18 protein-coding genes are annotated in these 20,836 nt (G+C 34.5%); 13 read left to right on the forward strand and 5 right to left on the reverse strand.

The window, feature by feature from the left end:
• Positions 1-582: 582 nt before the first annotated feature.
• From ABFR62_06600 to ABFR62_06610, 3 genes are all read left to right on the forward strand, one after another.
• Positions 583-972 carry a thioesterase family protein gene (locus ABFR62_06600; protein MEN8138083.1) on the forward strand — a complete coding sequence of 130 codons (390 nt, stop codon included), beginning with the start codon at positions 583-585 and terminating at the stop codon, positions 970-972.
• Positions 973-1,002: 30 nt separating this feature from the next.
• Positions 1,003-2,121, forward strand: a complete 1,119-nt coding sequence (locus tag ABFR62_06605; protein MEN8138084.1) for a lactonase family protein — start codon at positions 1,003-1,005, stop codon at positions 2,119-2,121.
• Between the two features lie 390 nt (positions 2,122-2,511).
• Positions 2,512-4,149 (forward strand): trypsin-like peptidase domain-containing protein, encoded by a 1,638-nt coding sequence (locus ABFR62_06610; GenBank protein ID MEN8138085.1) that lies wholly within the window; start codon positions 2,512-2,514, stop codon positions 4,147-4,149.
• 30 nt (positions 4,150-4,179) lie between these two features.
• On the opposite strand, the gene ABFR62_06615 is transcribed toward ABFR62_06610, so the two are convergent.
• Together ABFR62_06615 and ABFR62_06620 are read right to left on the reverse strand one after the other, a co-directional pair.
• Complete coding sequence (locus ABFR62_06615; GenBank protein ID MEN8138086.1) at positions 4,180-4,557, reverse strand: YccF domain-containing protein; 378 nt, start codon at positions 4,555-4,557, stop codon at positions 4,180-4,182.
• A gap of 49 nt (positions 4,558-4,606) precedes the next feature.
• Positions 4,607-5,395, reverse strand: a complete 789-nt coding sequence (locus ABFR62_06620) for an SDR family oxidoreductase (GenBank protein ID MEN8138087.1) — start codon at positions 5,393-5,395, stop codon at positions 4,607-4,609.
• A gap of 193 nt (positions 5,396-5,588) precedes the next feature.
• On the opposite strand from ABFR62_06620, the gene ABFR62_06625 reads away from it, so the two are divergent.
• Entirely contained in the window at positions 5,589-7,541 is a 1,953-nt protein-coding gene (locus tag ABFR62_06625; GenBank protein ID MEN8138088.1) for a ComEC/Rec2 family competence protein, read from the forward strand.
• A 12-nt stretch (positions 7,542-7,553) separates the two neighbouring features.
• Here the strand turns inward: ABFR62_06625 and ABFR62_06630 are convergent, their stop codons facing one another.
• Positions 7,554-8,546, reverse strand: coding sequence for an endonuclease/exonuclease/phosphatase family protein (locus tag ABFR62_06630; GenBank protein ID MEN8138089.1), 993 nt, complete (start codon positions 8,544-8,546; stop codon positions 7,554-7,556).
• A gap of 256 nt (positions 8,547-8,802) precedes the next feature.
• Here ABFR62_06630 and leuS point away from each other — a divergent pair, with 256 nt between their 5' ends.
• From leuS to ABFR62_06675, 9 genes are all read left to right on the forward strand, one after another.
• Positions 8,803-11,655 carry a leucine--tRNA ligase gene (gene leuS, locus ABFR62_06635; protein MEN8138090.1) on the forward strand — a complete coding sequence of 951 codons (2,853 nt, stop codon included), beginning with the start codon at positions 8,803-8,805 and terminating at the stop codon, positions 11,653-11,655.
• A 251-nt stretch (positions 11,656-11,906) separates the two neighbouring features.
• Complete coding sequence (locus tag ABFR62_06640) at positions 11,907-13,016, forward strand: DUF5009 domain-containing protein (protein MEN8138091.1); 1,110 nt, start codon at positions 11,907-11,909, stop codon at positions 13,014-13,016.
• A 165-nt stretch (positions 13,017-13,181) separates the two neighbouring features.
• A complete protein-coding gene (locus ABFR62_06645) occupies positions 13,182-14,420 on the forward strand; it encodes a DUF4143 domain-containing protein (GenBank protein MEN8138092.1) in 1,239 nt (412 codons plus the stop codon).
• Between the two features lie 71 nt (positions 14,421-14,491).
• Positions 14,492-15,064 carry a DUF4136 domain-containing protein gene (locus ABFR62_06650; protein ID MEN8138093.1) on the forward strand — a complete coding sequence of 191 codons (573 nt, stop codon included), beginning with the start codon at positions 14,492-14,494 and terminating at the stop codon, positions 15,062-15,064.
• Positions 15,065-15,161: 97 nt separating this feature from the next.
• Positions 15,162-16,310 (forward strand): serine hydrolase, encoded by a 1,149-nt coding sequence (locus tag ABFR62_06655; GenBank protein ID MEN8138094.1) that lies wholly within the window; start codon positions 15,162-15,164, stop codon positions 16,308-16,310.
• Positions 16,307-16,864 carry a GNAT family N-acetyltransferase gene (locus tag ABFR62_06660; protein ID MEN8138095.1) on the forward strand — a complete coding sequence of 186 codons (558 nt, stop codon included), beginning with the start codon at positions 16,307-16,309 and terminating at the stop codon, positions 16,862-16,864. Before ABFR62_06655 ends, ABFR62_06660 begins: the two co-directional genes overlap by 4 nt.
• A gap of 23 nt (positions 16,865-16,887) precedes the next feature.
• Positions 16,888-17,610 carry a 3'-5' exonuclease gene (locus ABFR62_06665; GenBank protein ID MEN8138096.1) on the forward strand — a complete coding sequence of 241 codons (723 nt, stop codon included), beginning with the start codon at positions 16,888-16,890 and terminating at the stop codon, positions 17,608-17,610.
• Positions 17,611-17,974: 364 nt separating this feature from the next.
• On the forward strand, positions 17,975-18,289 hold the full coding sequence (locus ABFR62_06670; GenBank protein MEN8138097.1) for a hypothetical protein: 315 nt from the start codon (positions 17,975-17,977) through the stop codon (positions 18,287-18,289).
• 150 nt (positions 18,290-18,439) lie between these two features.
• Positions 18,440-18,775 (forward strand): hypothetical protein, encoded by a 336-nt coding sequence (locus ABFR62_06675; protein ID MEN8138098.1) that lies wholly within the window; start codon positions 18,440-18,442, stop codon positions 18,773-18,775.
• A gap of 139 nt (positions 18,776-18,914) precedes the next feature.
• Here ABFR62_06675 and ABFR62_06680 read toward each other — a convergent pair whose 3' ends face one another.
• Positions 18,915-19,904, reverse strand: a complete 990-nt coding sequence (locus ABFR62_06680; GenBank protein ID MEN8138099.1) for an aspartate-semialdehyde dehydrogenase — start codon at positions 19,902-19,904, stop codon at positions 18,915-18,917.
• A 104-nt stretch (positions 19,905-20,008) separates the two neighbouring features.
• The gene (gene sfsA, locus ABFR62_06685) at positions 20,009-20,713 is read right to left on the reverse strand and encodes a DNA/RNA nuclease SfsA (protein MEN8138100.1); all 705 of its coding nucleotides are present in this window, start codon (positions 20,711-20,713) and stop codon (positions 20,009-20,011) included.
• Positions 20,714-20,836 lie beyond the last annotated feature (123 nt).

A 20,836-nucleotide genomic window follows, 5' to 3' on the forward strand; every position in this document is an offset into this window, starting at 1 on the left:
TAATGCACTGTCAATCTTTATTCCGCTATCGGAATTAGTAAGGTAAAACATAGTGCTATCCGTAACATTGGTGAAATTTCCCGTAATTGTGAAACTATCATTTCTTTTGTCACACGAAAATGCACTTATTATTACAAAAGCCAACAGAATTATTTTTCTCATCTTTATTCAATTAAGTTAGTTTACTGATTATCTGAAACAAACATATAACTATTTTTTTAGTTTGCAAACTATTTTTATAGTTATATAACGCAATTTATAGTTATGTATTGTATGGAATTTCAAAATATCATTAGATTCATAAAAAAACCTTCTAATTGTACCTAACCCAAAAATACCGCGAACCCACAATCAAAAACAGCAACTCCTACAGGATGAAGGGTACTGAAATATTCCACACTCTGCTAAAAAACACTAAATTTACCACTGAAAACAAACAGATGCTTAGCACCGGTATTTTAACAAAATATCCTAACACAAAAACATTACATATTAAATATCCAGGATTAATATATTAAACACCAACCGACCTATGCATAAAATCAAGCCGTCCGTTAGGCGGCTTAAAAAAATTATATAGAAATGAAAACTGAATACAAAGTAAACGTAGACGATATAAATTACGGAGGACACATGGGCAACGACAGAGCCCTGACAGTTTTTCACCAGGCAAGAATCGATTTTCTGGAACAGTTTGGATATAGCGAACTAAATATTGGTGAAGGAATTGGTATAATCCTGGCCGAAGCCAATGTGAAGTATAAAAAAGAAGTGTTCTTAAATGATGTTCTTGATGTGGAAGTAGAACTCACAGAAGTAAAAGGGTTAAAATGGACATTATCATATAAAGCCACAAGACGATCAGACAATGCAGAGGTTTTTAACGGATCAACGATAATGCTTTCCTTCGATTATTCAGCAAGAAAAATTTGCAGAATACCATCAGGCTTTCTGGAAAAGATTGGGAAATAAAAAAACATACATTAGAAAGATGTAATCAACATGAAGAAATTACTTTACTCTTTAATATCAATTTTTATACTATTAATTATTTTCTTAATTAATAAGAAAAATGATGGAAACACGAATGAAATGAAGCAACAGGGAATGACATTTTATGTTGGAACTTATACAACAAACAGCAGCGAGGGAATTTATAAATATTCATTACTAGGCAATGGAATAATTGAATTTATTGGACTGGCTGTAAAAACAGAAAATCCATCTTTTATAACAAAAAGTGCCGATAAAAAATATCTATTGGCTGTAAATGAAAACAAAGATGGAACTATTAAATCTTTCGAAATAAATGAGGATAGCTTAAAATTTATTAGCAAAAGTTCATCAGGAGGGGCACATCCGTGTTTTGTGTCTGTAAATAAAGAAGGGTATGTGTTAGTTGCTAATTATACCGGAGGAAACGTAGGCTTAATAAAATTAGGCAATAATGGAAAGTTGTCAACACTATTAGATGTACAGCAACACTACGGAAAGGGAACTACTGACCGCCAAAAAACTCCTCATGCACACTCTGTTTGGTTTGAATCAAATGATAAAAATATTATTTCCGTAGATTTAGGAACCAACGAATTAATATTTTCATCTATAGATTCGGAAAAACAAAAATTGATTCCTTCAGAGCAGAAAAAACTAAAAATTGACGCGGGTGCCGGACCACGACACTTAACATTCCATCCGAGTAAAAAATGGATTTACACTGTAAATGAACTTAACTCTACAGTGAGTTTAATTAAAAAGGAAAAAAACAATTATGCTTTAGTATCATCATTTTCCACATTACCTAAAAATTGTACTGAAGAAAATACCTGTGCTGATATACATATATCAAACGATGGAAAATTTCTTTACGCATCTAATCGTGGACATAATAGTATTGCAATTTTTTCTATTGATACTGATGGAAAACTTAGACTACTGAGCCATGAGTCAACAAGAGGAAATGGTCCGCGAAATTTTTCACTATCGCCAGACAATAATTTTATATTGGTAGCTAATCAACATACCGATAATATTGTATCATTTAAGAGAGATGTAAAAACAGGAATGTTAAAGTATATTATGGAAGTAAAGGCTCCTGCTCCGGTTTGTATTTTGTTTTAACAGCTTTTAGTGAAGACCTCGTACTGTATTGGCAACAACAGCTAACACTGTATATTGGTTTTTATATTTAAACAAAAAATATAGAGATTTATTAACCCCGATATTTTTCAACTTACACAGTTTTTAGGATACTCACTTGCATGTAGTACTTAACATCAAGCGCTTTTTTATTATTTGGATATCTTCCTTTAATGTAGAATCATTACTAACCTAACTATGTCAGGAAGATGACACTCATTATTTTCATTCCGTTTGGTATAAACATTAACCCTAAGGATATTTTATATAAGCTATGATCTATTGATTTATAACAATAAATAAATGATTTATATCTCATAAACTTAAACTATGTATATTATTTTGTATTTTTAATTCAAATCCAAGAAATAAATGTCGCCAAAAACCAAATTCCTACTAATATCGCTGTGGTTAAGTATTAATGCTTTTTCACAGAACACTCCTTATTCATTATTAAACGATGAGCTTCTTAATAAGGTTAACACAACCTATATTAATAACCCGATGAGTACATTGTCGAAAAAACCAAACGATTTAGAGTTGTTTAATTACACTTTCGCCGTTTCGGTAAAAGATTCAAAACTTATTCAAAGTGGTAAATGGATAAAAAGCAAAGAAAACGAGTGGATTTGGATACTTAAAATAAAGGCCGGAGAAGCAAAAGCATTGAGTTTGGATTTTAAAAACCTCAAGCTAAATGAAAATGACAAGCTTTACATCTACAATAAACAAAATAACGTTTTTAACATATCTGATATAAATATTGACATTACCGATACTTATCAAAGTGATTTTTTCACAGGAGATAATTTAACAGTTGAGTTTGATCCGGTTTCGAATGACACTTTAAATAATTTTACATCAAAAATAACCGTTAACTATGCATATAAGGATGTTAACAACATAAATTCACTGGGTTTTGGCGCGTCGGATTTATGCCAAATAAACGCGAACTGTAATGAAGAAGAAAATTTTGATCCGGAGAAGAATGCAGTAGTTAGGATACAAACCAGAAAATCAACAAAGGGCTCTACATATTTTGGATGGTGCACAGGAACTATAATTGCTAATACAAGCAAGGACAATACCCAATACTTAATTACTGCCGATCACTGTTACAGCTTCCTAATTGACGGACAATATGAAGGTGCCTCGGAAGAAGATCTGGAAAACTGGGAATTTTATTTCAATTACGAATCTCCTACCTGCGAAAACCCAAATGAGGAGGGAGACCTAAATAAAAACAGGTTAACAGGGGCTATTTACAAAGCAAACTCCGGGATGGCCGGAGATACAGACAGCGATTTCTGCCTGCTGGAACTCACAACTCCATTTCCGGAGGAGTACCAGGTTTTCTGGGCCGGGTGGGACAACAGTGATATAGCTTCTCCTTCAGGATATTCTTATCACCATCCATCGGCCGATATTAAGAAAATAAACACTTATTCCAAACCTCTAACGTCCTCTCAGTTCGACAGCAGAGGTCCTGAAAATACACATTGGGAAGTTTTATGGGAAACCGGGGCAACCGAAGGCGGATCATCCGGATCGCCACTCTTCAATCCTATGGGACAAGTTGTTGGTGTACTAACCGGCGGAGCAAGTTCATGCTCAAGTATTATGAAGAACGACTACTTCGGAAAGATTTCATATAGCTGGGAATATGAACCGGAAAACAATTCACAATTAAAATACTGGCTGGATCCTGCAAATACCGGAATTGAACAAATGCTTGGATATGATTCAAACGGTGTAACAAAATCATTACACTTCGAAGATAATATAAAAATTATATCAAATCCAATTACCAACGGGACGCTCGATTTTGGCAAGATCAACCCTCAATTGCTTAATGAAGTACTTGTTTATGATATCAAGGGAGGATTAGTTTATAAAACAACCAACCCCAATAATACCAAATTCAGATTACATCTCAGAAGAGGAGTATATATTGTACGTACAATATACAATACTGTTGTATCAGTAAACATGATAGTATTCTCAGAATAACAACATCATATTTACTGATTACAATTATTTTTAATCCTTATAAACAAAATCCTTTCCAAAAGGAGCTATTGCAAGGCCGGCAAGTTTGAAGTGTTGTATAGCCCAGGGAATACCTATTATAGTCAGCCCAAAAAATAGACCAAACAAGATATGTGTTAAACTAATCCAGATACCTCCGGTCAGTATCCAAAGTACATTCATAAAAGTTGATAAACAACCGGGTTCTCCGTTTTTGTAGACTATCTCCTTATCAAACGGCCAAAGTGCCAGTCCGGCAAGTTTCAATGTCTGAATACCAAAGGGGATACCAATAATAGTCAACATCATAACGATACTCCCTATAAGATATTCTACTGCAATAAATATTCCTCCAAAAATTAACCAAATAATATTTCCTAATGTTCGCATATTTTACTTTACAAGGGGGTTTTAATAAAAAATAATGTAATTATGAATCTTATAAATTTCCGGTTTTGCCACCATCAACAGGAATATTAATTCCATTGATATAATCAGCTGCAGGAGAAGCCAAAAACGCAACTGCATTAGCAATCTCATTTGGGGCAGCAAATCTCTTCATAGGAATTAACTCCTTCATTTCCCACTCTATCTCCTCCATTGATTTACCGGTCTTGTCAGCCTTCATCTTTACAATATCATCATGCCTGGCAGTTAATGTTGATCCGGGAAGAACATTATTAACCGTAATATTATATTTCCCAAGTTCATTGGAAAGTGTTTTAGACCAATTGCCAACCGCTCCCCTAATAGTGTTTGAAACCCCTAATCCCTTTATTGGAGCTTTCACCGATGTAGAAATAATATTTATTATCCTACCCCAGCCTTTCTCTTTCATATTAGGAATAAATGCCTGAACTAATATGTGATTATTAATAATATGATTATAAAATGCTTCTTCAAACTCATCTATTCCCGCCTTATAAGTAGCACCTGCCTTTGGTCCGCCCATATTATTAACCAAAATATCGATCGAATTACCCTGAGCCAGATACTTATCTAATTCTGCTTCTAACTCTCCTCTTTTCGAATAATCAACAACTAATATTTTGTGTTTTTGACCATCTGATACATCTAACTTCCTAAATGTAGATTCAAGTAATTCAATATTTCTCCCGACTATTGTCACGTTCGCTCCCAAAATTGAAAGTTCGATAGCTGAAGCACTACCTATTCCCTGCGAGCTTCCACTTACGAAAGCCTCTTTCCCTTTTAAATTAAGATCCATAGTTGTCTGATAATTAAGCCTGAATGTCTTTTTTATTTAGTTATATAATGCGTAACTTTAGTCCACTACCTATATAAAACGAAACCGAAAGTAATGAATTATATATAGCTACCCAAACCATATAATTCACTTACCTCAAAATACACCCAAAAATACACCATGACGAAGAAAAATAACTCTAATGAATCCCTAAATGACTAAAAATACTTTCACAATAAACAGTTTCCCATTAATAATATTTACAGTCTCTTATGCTATCGGTATTATTTTATCGTCATACATCGGGTTTATAAACTTCAATACTTTGGCAGCAATAGCCTCTGCCACAATAATCATAGCTTTTGTGACACTTAATTTTATAAAAAGAAAAAACGGTCTTAAAACAATTGCTATAATTATATCTTCTTTAATACTTTCGTTTAGCAGCAATTCATTCAGAATAAATAAACCATATGCTATAACAAATAACAGTTTAGAAACAGAAATAATACTCCAAAAAATATATAATCGCAGTTCCAATTTCCAGAGTTGTATTGTTAAAGAAAAAAACAGCCCGAAAAAATACATTACATCTATTCCTATAAGCGATTCTACTGTTTACACACGTGGAGACAGTTTTTATATCAGTGCTGAAGAAATAAAATTATCCGGTATAGATATTCCCAACAACTTCAATTTTTCGGACTATCTGAGAAAAAGAGGCGTAAGATCGCGTTTACTAATAAAGAATATTGTTAAAACTGAAAATGATGAAATAACTCCGGTTATAATAAGCAATAATGTTGAAAATAAAATCGACCAAAGTCAATTGTCGGGCAACTCCAAAGCCCTGTTGAAAGCACTTGTTCTTGGAAGAAAAGAAGACATTTCGGATCAAACTTTAAAAAATTTTTCCGACTCGGGAATAATGCATCTGCTGGCTCTCTCCGGCTTGCATATCGGGATACTAACCTGGCTGATTTCGATTGTTCTTAAACCTGTTACTTTAATTAATAAAGGAAAAATAATCAGAGGTCTTATGGTAATTGCATTTTTGTGGATATATGCATATCTCACAGGACTTTCATCATCAATTGTTAGAGCTACAATCATGTTTAGCATATTGACAATTGCTCACGCTTTGAAAAGGCAAAGCAATGTGTACAACAGCTTATCAATCGCCGCTTTGATTCTCCTACTCATTAATCCTAACAATATATTTGATGTGGGTTTTCAGTTAAGTTTTTCGGCGGTAATAGGGATTGTATGGATGTTCCCTCTTCTAAATTCAATTTGGCGCCCAAAGTTTATCATCTTAAAATATTTCTGGACTTTACTAATTGTTAGTATAGCAGCACAAATCGCAACACTTCCGCTCACCTTATACTATTTCCACAAATTTTCTTCTCTATTCTTTGTGGCTAATCTAATCGAAATACCGGCAATTACATTTTTATTAGTATCTTCATACATATATATTTTACTCTTATCTATTGGTGTTGAGATAAATTTACTTTCTATAATATATGACAAAACAGTTAATTTTATTGAAGTAGTAAGTCAAAACATATCTTCACTAGATGAATTGATAATTAAGAATATATATCCGGATCAGTTTTCGGTATTTCTATATTTTCTTCTAATAATTTCTGTACTAATATTTATCGGCAAAAAAAATAAAGTGTTTTTATTCTCCGCACTTTTATTTTTGATAACGATCCAATTGCACTCAATCATAAAAAAACACAATAATTCACTAAAAGAACTTGTAATGATAAGTGCATCACCAAAAGCGGAGATTTTAATACAGGATGGAAATAATTCATTTAGCGAAAAAGATTATGAAGAAAGTCTATTTCAAAACTACCTCTACTTTAACAATATAAAGTCAAGTGATACTATTTTGAATAACACTTTTATATTTAAACAGAAGATATTCTGGAAAGCTGATGATGAAATAGGTTCAAACCCATTTAATCACAGATATGCGACAATTATCGATAATGACACGAAGACCAACCCTAAAATTATTGCGAATAAATATTTGGACAGAGTAATTTACACAGGTTACCGTAATTCAGTAAATAAAAGCAGGTGGGAATATTTTTGTATAAAGAATAAGATCCCGTTTCACAGCGCGGCAGACAGTCTTTTTATCTACCGGTAGATTTATGTTTATCTATTCGCGAATTACAAATTTCATCCACACTGGAAAATGGTCTGAAACTTCTCCTATTTCCTGCATTACCCCCGACTCAACTGCTTTTATCTTATCACTGCTGTAAAAAATAAAATCGATCTTAGTATAGGGATTTCCTGTTGAATAAGTATTGTGTTTTACCATATCGGCTTTGTAAACAGAATCTGGAATTGCCATTCCTACATCCTTCATTTTAATAAGCTCATCAAGCAAATTATTTCTGGTTCCCAAAGTGTCCTGAGGACTGTTGAAATCACCGACCAATAATGTTGGCATAATCTTTCTGTACTTTTCAAAAACCTCAATACTTTTTTGGATATGATTAGATCTTGTTTCCTCATCAAAAGCTTCCAAATGCACATTCAAAACCATCATTTCGCCCCTATTTGTTTTTAGAGTTGTTTTCTGAATTAATCTTTCTAAATAAAATGCATTGTAATAAAATGGGGCATTTATAGGTTTTATCAGCTTATCAAAGGTGTTTTCAACAACCTCTAATTCCGATAGAATATATTGAGCTGAGATAGTTTTACCGAAGAAATATTTAGGATTATAACCAGGAAAGGGAACAAACTTTTTATCCCAGTTAAGAGCTAGAGCACCGTATTTATAAGCGCAATATTTTTGCAATGAATCGGGTTGATTGATATTAAACGACCTGTCAGAATCTAAATCTATTTCCTGAAGAGCAAGGATATTTGGCTTCTCCTTATTTAAGGATTCAACACAGGCATTAAGGTTTTGATTGTACAATTCTACGTCTCTTTCAACCGGCAAATTATTGGTCATTCCCGAAAGCCAACCAATATTATAGGTCATAATTTTCAATGTATCACTCAGGGAAGGCTGAGCATTATCATTTACTTTTACCGTATCGTAATATTCCGGGGAAATGGAACTTTGAGTTCCGTAAACATAGAATAATCCTATAAGCAATACAGGAACCAGGATAATTAGTAATAGTTTCTTCATAAAAAAATACTGTTTAACAATAATAGCATAAAAATTAATAAAATACATCAATAATAACGGGAATCAGGATAATCTGAAATAACAAACTACTAATAGCCAAAATTATCTTTCGCTATTAAAATACATTATTGTAAATTTGCCGCTTGAAAAAATCAGATTACAAATAAGCTTATTACTTTGGTTTATAGGATAATGGATCTTAAAGAAGACATTATAATGCTATAACCTTTGAAATGAAGGCTAACAGAAATAAAAAATGAAATACAATCATCAGGACTTAGAGCATAAGTGGCAAAAATATTGGGAGGAGAATAAAACTTTCGAGGCCAAAAACAATTCGGAAAAACCAAAGTTTTACGTATTAGACATGTTTCCTTACCCATCGGGGGCGGGGTTACACGTTGGCCACCCACTGGGGTACATAGCTTCTGATATTTATTCAAGATATAAACGACATAACGGTTTTAATGTATTGCATCCTATGGGTTATGATTCGTTTGGATTACCTGCAGAACAATATGCTATACAAACGGGTACACATCCGGCAATTACAACAGCCCAAAACCTGAAACGATACCGCGAACAGCTTGATAAAATAGGTTTTTCATTTGATTGGAATCGTGAAGTACGTACTTCTGACCCTGATTATTACAAACATACACAGTGGATTTTCATCCAGCTATACAATGCGTGGTACAACAACGATACAGACAAGGCTGAACATATCGACACTTTGGTTGATAAATTTGCCTCAGAAGGAAATATTTATGTTAACGCTGCCTCTGATGAAGATATAGAAGAATTTACATCGAACGAATGGCATGCCTTTGACGATCATAAACAGGAAGAAATTCTGGCAAAATACCGATTAACCTTCCTTGCGGAAACAGAGGTAAACTGGTGTCCGGCACTTGGTACTGTTTTGGCTAACGACGAAATCATCAACGGAGTTTCGGAACGTGGCGGCCATCCTGTAGAGCGTAAAAAAATGATGCAGTGGAACATGCGTATTTCAGCTTACGCTGAACGTTTATTACAGGGCTTAGAAAATATCGACTGGACCGACTCGTTGAAGGAAACACAACGCAACTGGATAGGTAAATCGAAAGGTGCATCAGTATGGTTCGCCATTGACGGTCATGAAGATTTAAAATTTGAAGTTTTCACAACACGCCCTGATACAATCTTCGGTGTTTCATACATGACTCTTGCTCCTGAACACGAGCTGGTTAAACAAATAACTACTCCTGAATACAAAGAAGCTGTAGAAAAATATGTTTCTGATACTACAAAACGTTCGGAAAGAGAACGTATGGCAGAGGTTGATAAAGTTTCCGGACAGTTTACGGGAGCTTGTGCCATCCACCCTTTCTCGGGAGAGAAAATCCAGATATGGATTGGCGATTACGTATTGGCAAGCTATGGTACAGGAGCTGTTATGGCAGTACCTGCACATGATAGCCGCGACCATGCTTTTGCCAAAAAATTTGGATTAGACATCAAACAGGTTATCGATCCTAAGGAAGATTTAGGAGAAGGTTTTGATATTCAGGAGGAATCTTTCGACACTAAAGACGGTGTTTGTATCAATTCTGATTTCATCACAGGCATGGAAGTTGCCGATGCAATTTCTACTGTAAATTCAAAAGTTGAAGAAATGGGAATTGGTAAAGGAAAGATCAATTACCGATTGCGCGATGCAGTTTTTTCACGTCAAAGATATTGGGGAGAACCATTCCCGGTATATTATGTGAACGGAATTCCACAAATGATTGAGAAAGAGCATCTGCCGGTTGTTCTTCCGGAAGTGGAAAAATATTTACCTACCGAAACAGGTGAGCCGCCATTAGGTAATGCTACCGTTTGGGCATGGGATACCGTGACAAACAAAGTTGTGGAAAACCAAAAAATCGACAACCAAAAAGTCTTCCCTTTAGAATTGAACACTATGCCCGGCTGGGCAGGATCATCATGGTATTTCTTACGTTATATGGACTCTGAAAACAAAGATGAGTTTGTATCGGAAGAGGCTGAACAATACTGGCAGAATGTAGATTTATACATCGGTGGCTCGGAGCACGCTACAGGACACTTATTATACTCACGTTTTTGGAATAAGTTCCTGAAAGACATGGGCTATGTAAGCAACGAAGAACCTTTCAAAAAACTGATAAATCAGGGAATGATTCTTGGAACTTCAGCTTTTGTTTATCGCATAAAAGACACTAATAAATTTGTTTCAAAAGGTCTGAAAGATCAGTATGAAGTTACTCCTATTCACGCTGATGTGAATATGGTTGTAAACAACGAACTTGATATAGAAGCTTTCAAAAACTGGAGAGAAGAATACAGGGATGCTGAATTTATCCTTGAAGACATGCCTACCGGACAGGCAGGTGGAAAATACATTTGCGGAAGCGAAGTGGAAAAGATGTCGAAATCTAAATACAATGTAGTTAGTCCTGACACTATTGTTGAAGATTTTGGAGCAGATGCCTTACGATTATACGAAATGTTCTTAGGCCCGCTTGAGCAGTACAAACCATGGAAAACAGATGGTATAAGCGGTGTTTATAATTTCCTTAAGAAACTTTGGAAACTATATCACAAGAACGAAGAATTTGGGGTAAGCAACACGGAACCTACAAAAGATGCTTTGAAATCGCTTCACAAAACAATCAAGAAGGTAAGAGAAGATATTGAGAAGTTCTCATTTAATACTTCTGTTTCTACTTTCATGATTGCGGTAAACGAGCTTTCAGCCCAAAAATGTAATTCGCGTGAGATACTTGAACCATTAGCTATAATAATAGCACCTTACGCACCGCACATTGCTGAGGAATTGTGGAGCAAACTGGGTCACGAAACATCTATCGCTGATGCAGAGTTCCCTGTACACAACGAGGAATATTTAAAAGAATCATCGCATACTTACCCGATTATGTTTAACGGAAAGAAACGTTTTATTTTAGAATTCCCTGCCGATGCCAATCCAAAAGATATGGAAAAGGCAGTTCGTGAACACGAAAAGACAATTGCTCAATTACAGGGACGTGAACCTAAAAAGGTTATTGTTGTACCTAAGAAGATAATTAATGTTGTGGGTTAAGATTCCATAATTGATAGAATACAAAAAGACCGATTCATATTTAGAATCGGTCTTTTTTTATGGATTTTTTTTTACAGGCTGCCAACATCGTTAACGAAAAGGCTCTATTGAAATCGAAGTTTTTTGTCGAACTCTAATAGTCTTATGTCGAAATAAAACAGTCATATGCCGAAATAATGTTAATACCTGTGATAATAGTATAATAGAAACTATTATAAAGCAATATATTTGAACAGAAATCAACTTATATTATGAATGCATCGAAACGTATATTATCTGTAGATATTTTTAGAGGAGCAACAATTGCAGCTATGATTCTGGTAAACAATCCCGGAACATGGGGTGCTATCTATCCGCCATTTAAACATGCCGAATGGCACGGCCTGACACCTACTGATCTTATTTTCCCCTTCTTTTTATTCATTGTCGGAATGTCAATAACATTTGCTTACACAAAAAAGAAAGAAACAGGCGTAAATGCCGATGTTTATAAAAAGATTATTTCCCGAACCTTAAAACTGATTATTTTAGGTTTAATCATGGCAGGCTTTTTAATCTATCCGCCGTTTTTTAAAAATCTGTCCGAATTGAGGCTCCCCGGTGTACTACAAAGAATAGGAGTCGTGTTTTTTATAGCTTCCATTATGTTTCTGCATTTAAACCCGAAAGTACTATTTGGAATATTTGTATCAATCCTGATTGGCTATTGGTTAATAATGACACAAATTCCTTTCAATGGGGAAACATATTTATTAACTCCCGAAAATAATCTTGCAACCATTATAGATCAAAAAATATTGACTTTAGACCACATGTGGAGGGTTTACGATCCGGAAGGCCTTCTGAGTACTATTCCGGCAATAGCCACTACAATATTCGGAATGTTTTTGGGCAAGATACTATTAGATAAAAGCAAATCAGAAAAAGAAAAACTTAAACTTTTCATCATAATTGGAGTTGTTGCGCTAATTACCGGGTACGCATGGGGAATGATTTTCCCTATCAACAAGTCACTGTGGACAAGCAGTTTTGTGCTGGTAACAGGGGGATTTGCAAGTTTGACATACGCAGCAATATATTACATTGCCGATATTTTAGATCATAACAGTTGGGGGAAACCTGCTATTATTTTTGGTTCTAATGCAATTACAGTCTTCTTCCTGTCGGGTGTAGTTGCCAGAATTTTTGGAATGATAAAATTATCCGATGGTCAGTCTTTACACGGCTACCTATATGAACTCTTGTCTTCAATTATCACCATTCCAAAACTCAGTTCGTTGATATATGCAATTTTTGTAATTTTCTTCTATTATCTGGTAGCGCTTTATTTATACAGGAAGAAGATTTTTATTAAAGTATAAATCTCTACAAAGCAATCCAATACTGAAAAATATTCGATAGTTTTGAAATATTCCATACGACTATTTCATTATTTTGCATAAAAATGACGCGACAATTTTGTTGCTTTATCTAAAATCGTCGCTACGTTTTTATTACATTATATAAATTTGTCGTATATTTGATATATGCTTTATATAAGGGAAAAATATCATGAACAAATAAAAAATGCCATTTCAAACGTTCCGATCACTGTTCTTATCGGGGCAAGACAATGCGGTAAAACATCACTCATGAAAAGCCTGTCACCCGGCATGGATTCATATGATATTGACGGGCAAACACCTGAAGCTACAAATATATTTGCCGATCTAAATGATGTTGAAGAACTGTTGAAGATCAAGCTTAATTCCGAATTAGAAGGACTATTTATTATTGATGAATTCCAGTATTTAAATAAGATATCTTCCAAACTAAAAATCCTTTCAGACAAATACCCAAAACTCAAAATTCTATGTAGCGGCAGTTCAAGTCTTGACATTATTCAAACGGTGGAAGAATCTCTGGCAGGAAGAGTAAGAGTGATAAATGTAAATTCGCTCTCATTCAGCGAAAGTCTACTATTTGAAGAACCCGAAGCATATCTGGATTATCAGAAATACACGAAAAACACAAATGATTCGATCGTATCGCAGGAAATTAAATCCCAACTGAAACACTATCTGGTGTATGGTGGCATGCCCCGTATGGCACGTAAAAAGGGTTTCAGAGAAAAAATCAGAACCTTAGACGATATTTACAAAACTTACCTGATGCGGGATGTAAGGTCGTTTGTCAGAAACGAGGACAGTGTTGGTTTTAATAAACTATTGCAGATTCTGGCATTACAAATTGGTAATTTAGTTAATGTAAACGAACTGTCGCGAACTACCGGACTTAGCTATAACAAATGCGAAGAATATATTTATCTGTTGGAACAGATGTTTATTATTAAAATGATTCCACCTTTCGCTTCAAACAAAAAGAAAGCGATAAAAAAAATGAAAAAGGTTTACTTCCTCGATTTAGGCTTAAGGAATATTATCATCAATAACTTCAATAATATTGACTCCCGTAATGACAGCGGTGCTCTTTTTGAAAACTTTGTTTTTCTGGAAATCATTAAAAGCATAGAATCGTATTCCGACTTATCGTTTTACAGAACCAGAGATGGTGCAGAAGTTGATTTTGTAATAAACGACATGTACAAGCTGTTAACTTTCGAAGCAAAATATAAAAACATTTCAAAACCGATATTTCTCAAAGCTCTTAAAGGATTTAACAAGGATGAGAATGTTAAGGAATCGTTCGTGATTAATCTCAATCTGAATCAAAAAAACGATAATCAAAATTACATACAAGCCTATTTGCTCGAAAAAGTAATCTAGCCGAACTACATGATATTTGATTGACAAGTAAAAACTTAAACACTATCTTTGGGTATATAAACTATATTCTTATGAAGAAATTTACGCTGATAACGATGATAACTGTAATTGCTTTATTAAGCAGCTGTGGCCCTTCAATGGATGTGTCATATGATTACAACAGGAATGTAGATTTTACAAAGTTTTCAACTTTTGCTATAGATGAATGGAATGATGAAAACTCAGAATTAGTTGATGAATTTACAAAAGAAAGAATTCTCAATGCAATGAGGAATGAGATGCTTAGCAGGGGGATGACAGAGGCTGAAGATAACCCGGATATCATGTTGGATATATTCGTTGTTACCGACATTGAAAGATATACTACTGCCTATACAACTCATATGGGTATGTATAGTGGATGGGGTGGTTATAGAGGATGGTACAGTCCGGGGTTCGGTGCCGGCTCATACAACACCCAATTTGTAGAACACGAAAAACTTCTTGGAACAATAGTGCTTGATGTATATGATGAAAGAGCAAAAAAACTAATTTGGCAAGGAGTAGGGAAAGGCGAAATTGACGGGACAAAACGCCCTACGGAAAGTACCATAAATAATACTATATCAAAGATCTATTATAAGTATCCTATTAAGAAAAAGTAATATAATTTGATCTTTCTATTTAAGCAGGCAGTAATTATTCCTGCTTTTTTTGTTGCTAAATATTTCTCTTTAGTATATTTATCCAAAATAAACTTCTATGCGTCGTCTATATAAAATATTAAAATGGCCTTTAATGGTAATTGTCTTAATAACTGCGGGACTTTACATTACGGGTAATGAATTTATAATAAAAGCAGTGTCACTGACCTATGGACGTGGTCAAACCGGAGTAGAAATAGATGATTACAACTATTTCGATAACAGAGTTGTCCTTTCCGGACCTCATCAACCATGGGAGGAGTCGGCTAATATAAACTCCCTGCAAATGAGCAATCGTCTTTTGGAAGAACATGAAAAGATGGAATCGATTGCTTTTTTAGTAATTAAAAATGACGAAATAATATTAGAAAAATACTGGGAAGGTTATGGACAAAAATCCCTTTCCAATTCTTTCTCAATGGCAAAAACCATTGTTACAATCTTAATGCAAAAAGCAATTCAGGAGGGATACATAAAAGGACTGGATCAAAAGGTCGGTGATTTTATTCCACATTTCAACCAAGGAGATAATGAAAAACTTACTATTGGTGACTTAAGCCGAATGAGCTCAGGATTGAATTGGGAAGAAAGTTACTCTTCGCCATTCTCAATAACAACAAAAGCATACTTTGGAAATGATTTAGAAGCTTTAATTAACACCCTTGATGTAGTTGAAGAACCGGGTAAGGAATACAAATACCTAAGTGGGAACACTCAATTACTTTCAATGGCTGTCGCTAAAGCCACAGGAAGGACTTTAAGTCAATATGCATCAGAAAAATTATGGATTCCAATGGGGGCTTCGACAGATGCATTATGGATGCTCGACAAAGCTAATGGCAATGAAAAAGCTTATTGTTGTTTCAATTCAAATGCACGTGACTTTGCAAGATTTGGAAAACTATGGCTTAATAAAGGTAACTGGAACGGAAAGCAAATTATAGATACAGCTTTTGTAAATTTATCGGTAAAGCCGGTTTTTAACGAAACTCAGCACTATGGATATTCATGGTGGTTAGACAACGTTTCATTCGATACGGAAGTATTTTTTATGAGAGGAATTTTGGGACAATATGTAATTGTAATTCCTGAATATGATATGATTATTGTACGTCTTGGTCATAAAAGAGACGGTAAGGATGAGGGTAACCCGCATCCAAGAGATTTTTATGTTTATGTTGAAGAAATTTTAAAGTTAGTAAAATGATAAAAGTAGAATTACCGGAGGAGATAAAAACCGAAAGGTTTAGCATGGAAAAAATTTCAATGAAAGATAAAAGCTCCTGGATGGAGTTTATCCAATCTCAGGAGGCATTAAAGTTTATCTCATTTATCAGATCAACCGAACAGGCATGCGAAGACTGGATTTTGCGCCAAATGGAAAGATATGACAATAATGAAGGAGGGTTGTACGGAATGTATACTGCCAAAGGAGAACTAATTGGACAATGCGGATTACTACTTCAGGAAATTGATGGTAAAGAAGAACTGGAAATAGGATATCATGTTATGCCGGAATATTGGAATAACGGATATGCATTTGAAGCTGCAAATGCATGGAAAAATTATGCATTCCAAAACAGAATAAACAACTCTTTAATATCCATGATTCATACCGGGAATATTGCATCGCAGGAAGTGGCAAAAAAGAATGGAATGACTCTGGAAAAAGAAACTTTTTATAAGGATTTACCTGTAGGAATATATAGAATTACTTATGCTGACTGGCTTCAGGAACAGGACCCCGAAGTAATAGCATAATACCACAACTAACAACTTAAACCATGAATCCCCAAATTCAACTAAACAAGATTTTGTTTCTCGATATTGAAACAGTTCCCGAACACGAAACATTCGAAGAACTATCAGAAACGATGCAGGAGCTCTTTGATAAAAAAACGAAGTTTCAAAGAAAAGATGACTACACAGTTGCAGAATATTATCAGGAGCGCGCAGGAGTATTGTCCGAATTTGCAAAAGTAGTCTGTATCTCAGCAGGCTTCATTCACACTGACTCTACAGGAGAGAAAACTTTTAGGGTTAAATCTTTCTACGGTCATGACGAGAAAGAAGTTCTACTAAACTTTAAGACTCTGCTAAATACAAACTACAGCTCATACGACTCTTACCTTTGCGCTCACAACGGGAAAGAATTTGATTATCCCTTTATTGCCCGAAGAATGATTATCAATGGAATTACCCTACCGGAACCATTAGATATTGCGGGTAAAAAACCCTGGGAGGTAAAGCATCTCGACACAATGGAATTATGGAAATTTGGAGATTATAAACATTATACATCCATAAAACTACTCACCGAAGTACTGGATATTCCTTCGCCAAAAGACGACATTGACGGATCGGAGGTGGCAGGAGTATACTATAATGAAAACGATTTAGAAAGGATTGCTGTCTATTGCGAAAAAGACACTTTTACCGTTGCTCAAATATATTTACGTTTAAAAGGCATGTCTATTTTGCCGAAAGAAAATATGATAAAAGCCTGATACAAATATTACTTCATTTAAAATAAGATGTTAGTTTTTAATAAAACCACCTGAATAACCGTTATTGACAGGTATACATCAGAGCATACAGGCATCAAAATACACTTTTATGATAAATCCGGCCAAAATGGTCGGATTTACTATTAAAAAAAACTTAAAAATTCCCCTTTCTGTTAAACCGAAGTTAAACAACTGATATACAGTACACAAAATTAAAGAACAGACGTCTTATTATTGAAAAGCGGATATAGGTTTAGACTTCCTTATCTACTGTTAAAAGAAGCTTAACTAGAAAATCTAATTAAAAGATTCTTCGTACAAATTACAAGTCTTTATTTTCAATGATAACTTAAAACACAGAAAGATGAAAACTTTAGCAGCAATATTAGCCGTAACTTTATTTACAATATTACCTCTTCAGGCAGATCCAACTTATAACAATTCAACTCTTCTGGAAGAAATTTCATTAAATTTTGATGATCTTCAATATGAAAATGAATTAAAACAAGTTGAACTTGCAGAATCTGAAAAAATAATATTAGACTACATACCATGTTGTGTATGGCATGATGAAGAAACTGATTTATATTATTATGTTTATATAAATGAACCTGAAGTATTGAATATTCCAAATCATTATTATATCGAAGAATTGGAATTTGCTAATCTCGATATGTAGGAAATATTCTTACTTATTAACACAAATTATAGGCATTGCATTTTATTAATGTAAGAAATTAAATTTACTGTTAAAAAGAGTTAAAGAACTAAAAATCAACACTCTAAATCCGTAACTTTAACCCAGTCAGATATAGTTAATTTTCCGGTTATGAAGAAGTTAATTTTATCAATGTTTTTTGCTCTTTTCTTCACTTTCGCCTTTTCTCAGAAAAAAGAAGTTATTCTAAATTCTGATATGAAAGTTGAAGTAGTTGATGTATTACTGAATGCTGATGAAGAAACAGCAAAAGAATTTAAAGAAGCAAGTGGTGACTATTTTTACTGGTTTAAGTCGAACGACTTTCTGATTATCTATAACGAAGATAGTGAGCTCTACAGCATAAAGGAAGTTGAACTTACAGAAGTTGATTTAAAAGAGATTGAAGAAGAAGAAGAAGAAGAAAATGATGATGAAATAAAAGAGAATAATTTACGTAAACAGTGAATATTTATATTGATTTTTGGGTTAGTAGTGAAAAGGTGTTTTGGTTCTATACAAAGCGCCTTTTCTGATTATAGACAATCACAAGAAAACCTGCCCGACTGCACAAGAGCCGTAAGGCAGATTATCTTATGATTATTTATTATACCAGACCATTATCAACAAGGTACTCCCCGATCTGAACTGCGTTTGTAGCGGCTCCTTTTCTAAGATTATCAGCTACAATCCACATATTAAGAGTATTTACCTGTGACATATCTCTACGAATTCTCCCAACAAAAACTTCATCCTTCCCTTCTGCATAAACAGGCATAGGGTAAGTATTGGTATCCGTATTATCCTGAACCTTAACACCGGGAGTCTGGTTCAGTACAGTCCTGATATCTGAGATATTAAATTCATTCTCAAACTCTAAATTTACGCTCTCAGAGTGACCTCCTACAACAGGAATTCTAACAGCAGTTGCTGTAACAGCAATAGAGTCATCTCTTAAGATTTTCATCGTTTCATTAGTCAACTTCATTTCCTCCTTTGTATAACCATTGTCTTCGAATACATCGCAGTGAGGAAGTGCATTTCTGTATATCTGATAAGGGTAAGCCATAGCTCCCTTCTCGCCTTTCTCTTCGTTTTCTAATTGTTCAACAGCTTTAACCCCCGTTCCGGTAATAGACTGATAAGTTGAAACTACTGCTCTTTTAATTTTAAACTCCCTATGCAGTGGAGCAAGAGCCATAACCAACTGAATTGTAGAACAGTTAGGGTTAGCTATAATCTTATCTTCCTTCGTCAGTTCCGAAGCATTAATTTCGGGAACAATTAATTTGTTATCAGGATTCATTCTCCATGCCGAAGAATTATCTATAACCGTTGTTCCTGCTTCTGCAAACTTCGGAGCCCATTCCAACGAAGTATCTCCTCCGGCTGAAAATATTGCGATTTGCGGCTTCTCAGAAACAGCAGTTTCTAATCCTATAACAGAATATTCTTTCCCTTTAAAAGTCATTTTCTTGCCAACAGATCGTTCAGATGCAACCAATAACAATTCTGTTATCGGAAAATTTCTCTCTTCTAAAACCTGAAGCATTACATTTCCTACCATCCCGGTAGCTCCTACAACTGCAACTTTCATGTGTATGTTATTTTAAAATATTCTATAACTAATTAGAAGCGCAAAAGTAAAAAAGAATTACAATCTAAAAAGTAATATTTGAGATATTAACACTTTACCAACTATTAGTTATAAAATGGTACAATATCCACTACCCGCTCAAAATTTATCTCATATTCCTTCACCTCACACAGAACGGGTATTATTTCCACTCCGTTTTCACGTGCTTTTATTAGCCCTTCCCAATAGCTTTCATCAACGTGTTTGGCGGGTGAAAAGTTCTCAGCATCTTCTCTGGTAATCATATATAACATAACTCCCCGGTTTCCTTTTTCTACTTCTGCTTCCAACTCCTTAAGGTGTTTCAATGCCCTAACACTTGGTGCATCAGGAAAAAAAGCAGTTACCCCCTCCACCAGTGTAGTATTTTTTACCTCGATAAAACATTTATTATCTCCCTTTTCGAGTAAAAGATCTATCCTGCTATTGTCTCCGTATTTTACTTCTCTTCTTATACTATCATAGTCTGTAAGTCCGGGAATAAGCTTTTCTATAATAAATGATTCTGCCAGATGATTGGTTAGAGATGTATTTACCAATATCCAGGTAGTTCCATTATGGGTCATTTCTAAAGTATAACGGTATTTTCTCTTATCATTTTCAGAATCTGAAATAATACAATCCCAACCCGGAACCCAACAACCTGTCATCCTGCCCGTATTGGGAACATGAACGGTAATTACACTACCATCAACTAACTCTACATCGGCCAAAAACCTCTTATACCTTTTCAGTATCTTTCCTTTTTGAATTTTCTTATTAATTTTCATTGGTCAATAATTCATTAATCCGTTAATCTGTGGCAACATATAAAAAGCCACGGATTTATATTACCTAAGTTCAACGATAAAATTGAATTCAGATTATTAGACTTAACAGCCCTTAAAACAAAA

This window comes from Bacteroidota bacterium, assembly GCA_039714315.1.
Taxonomy (GTDB): domain Bacteria; phylum Bacteroidota; class Bacteroidia; order Flavobacteriales; family JADGDT01; genus JADGDT01.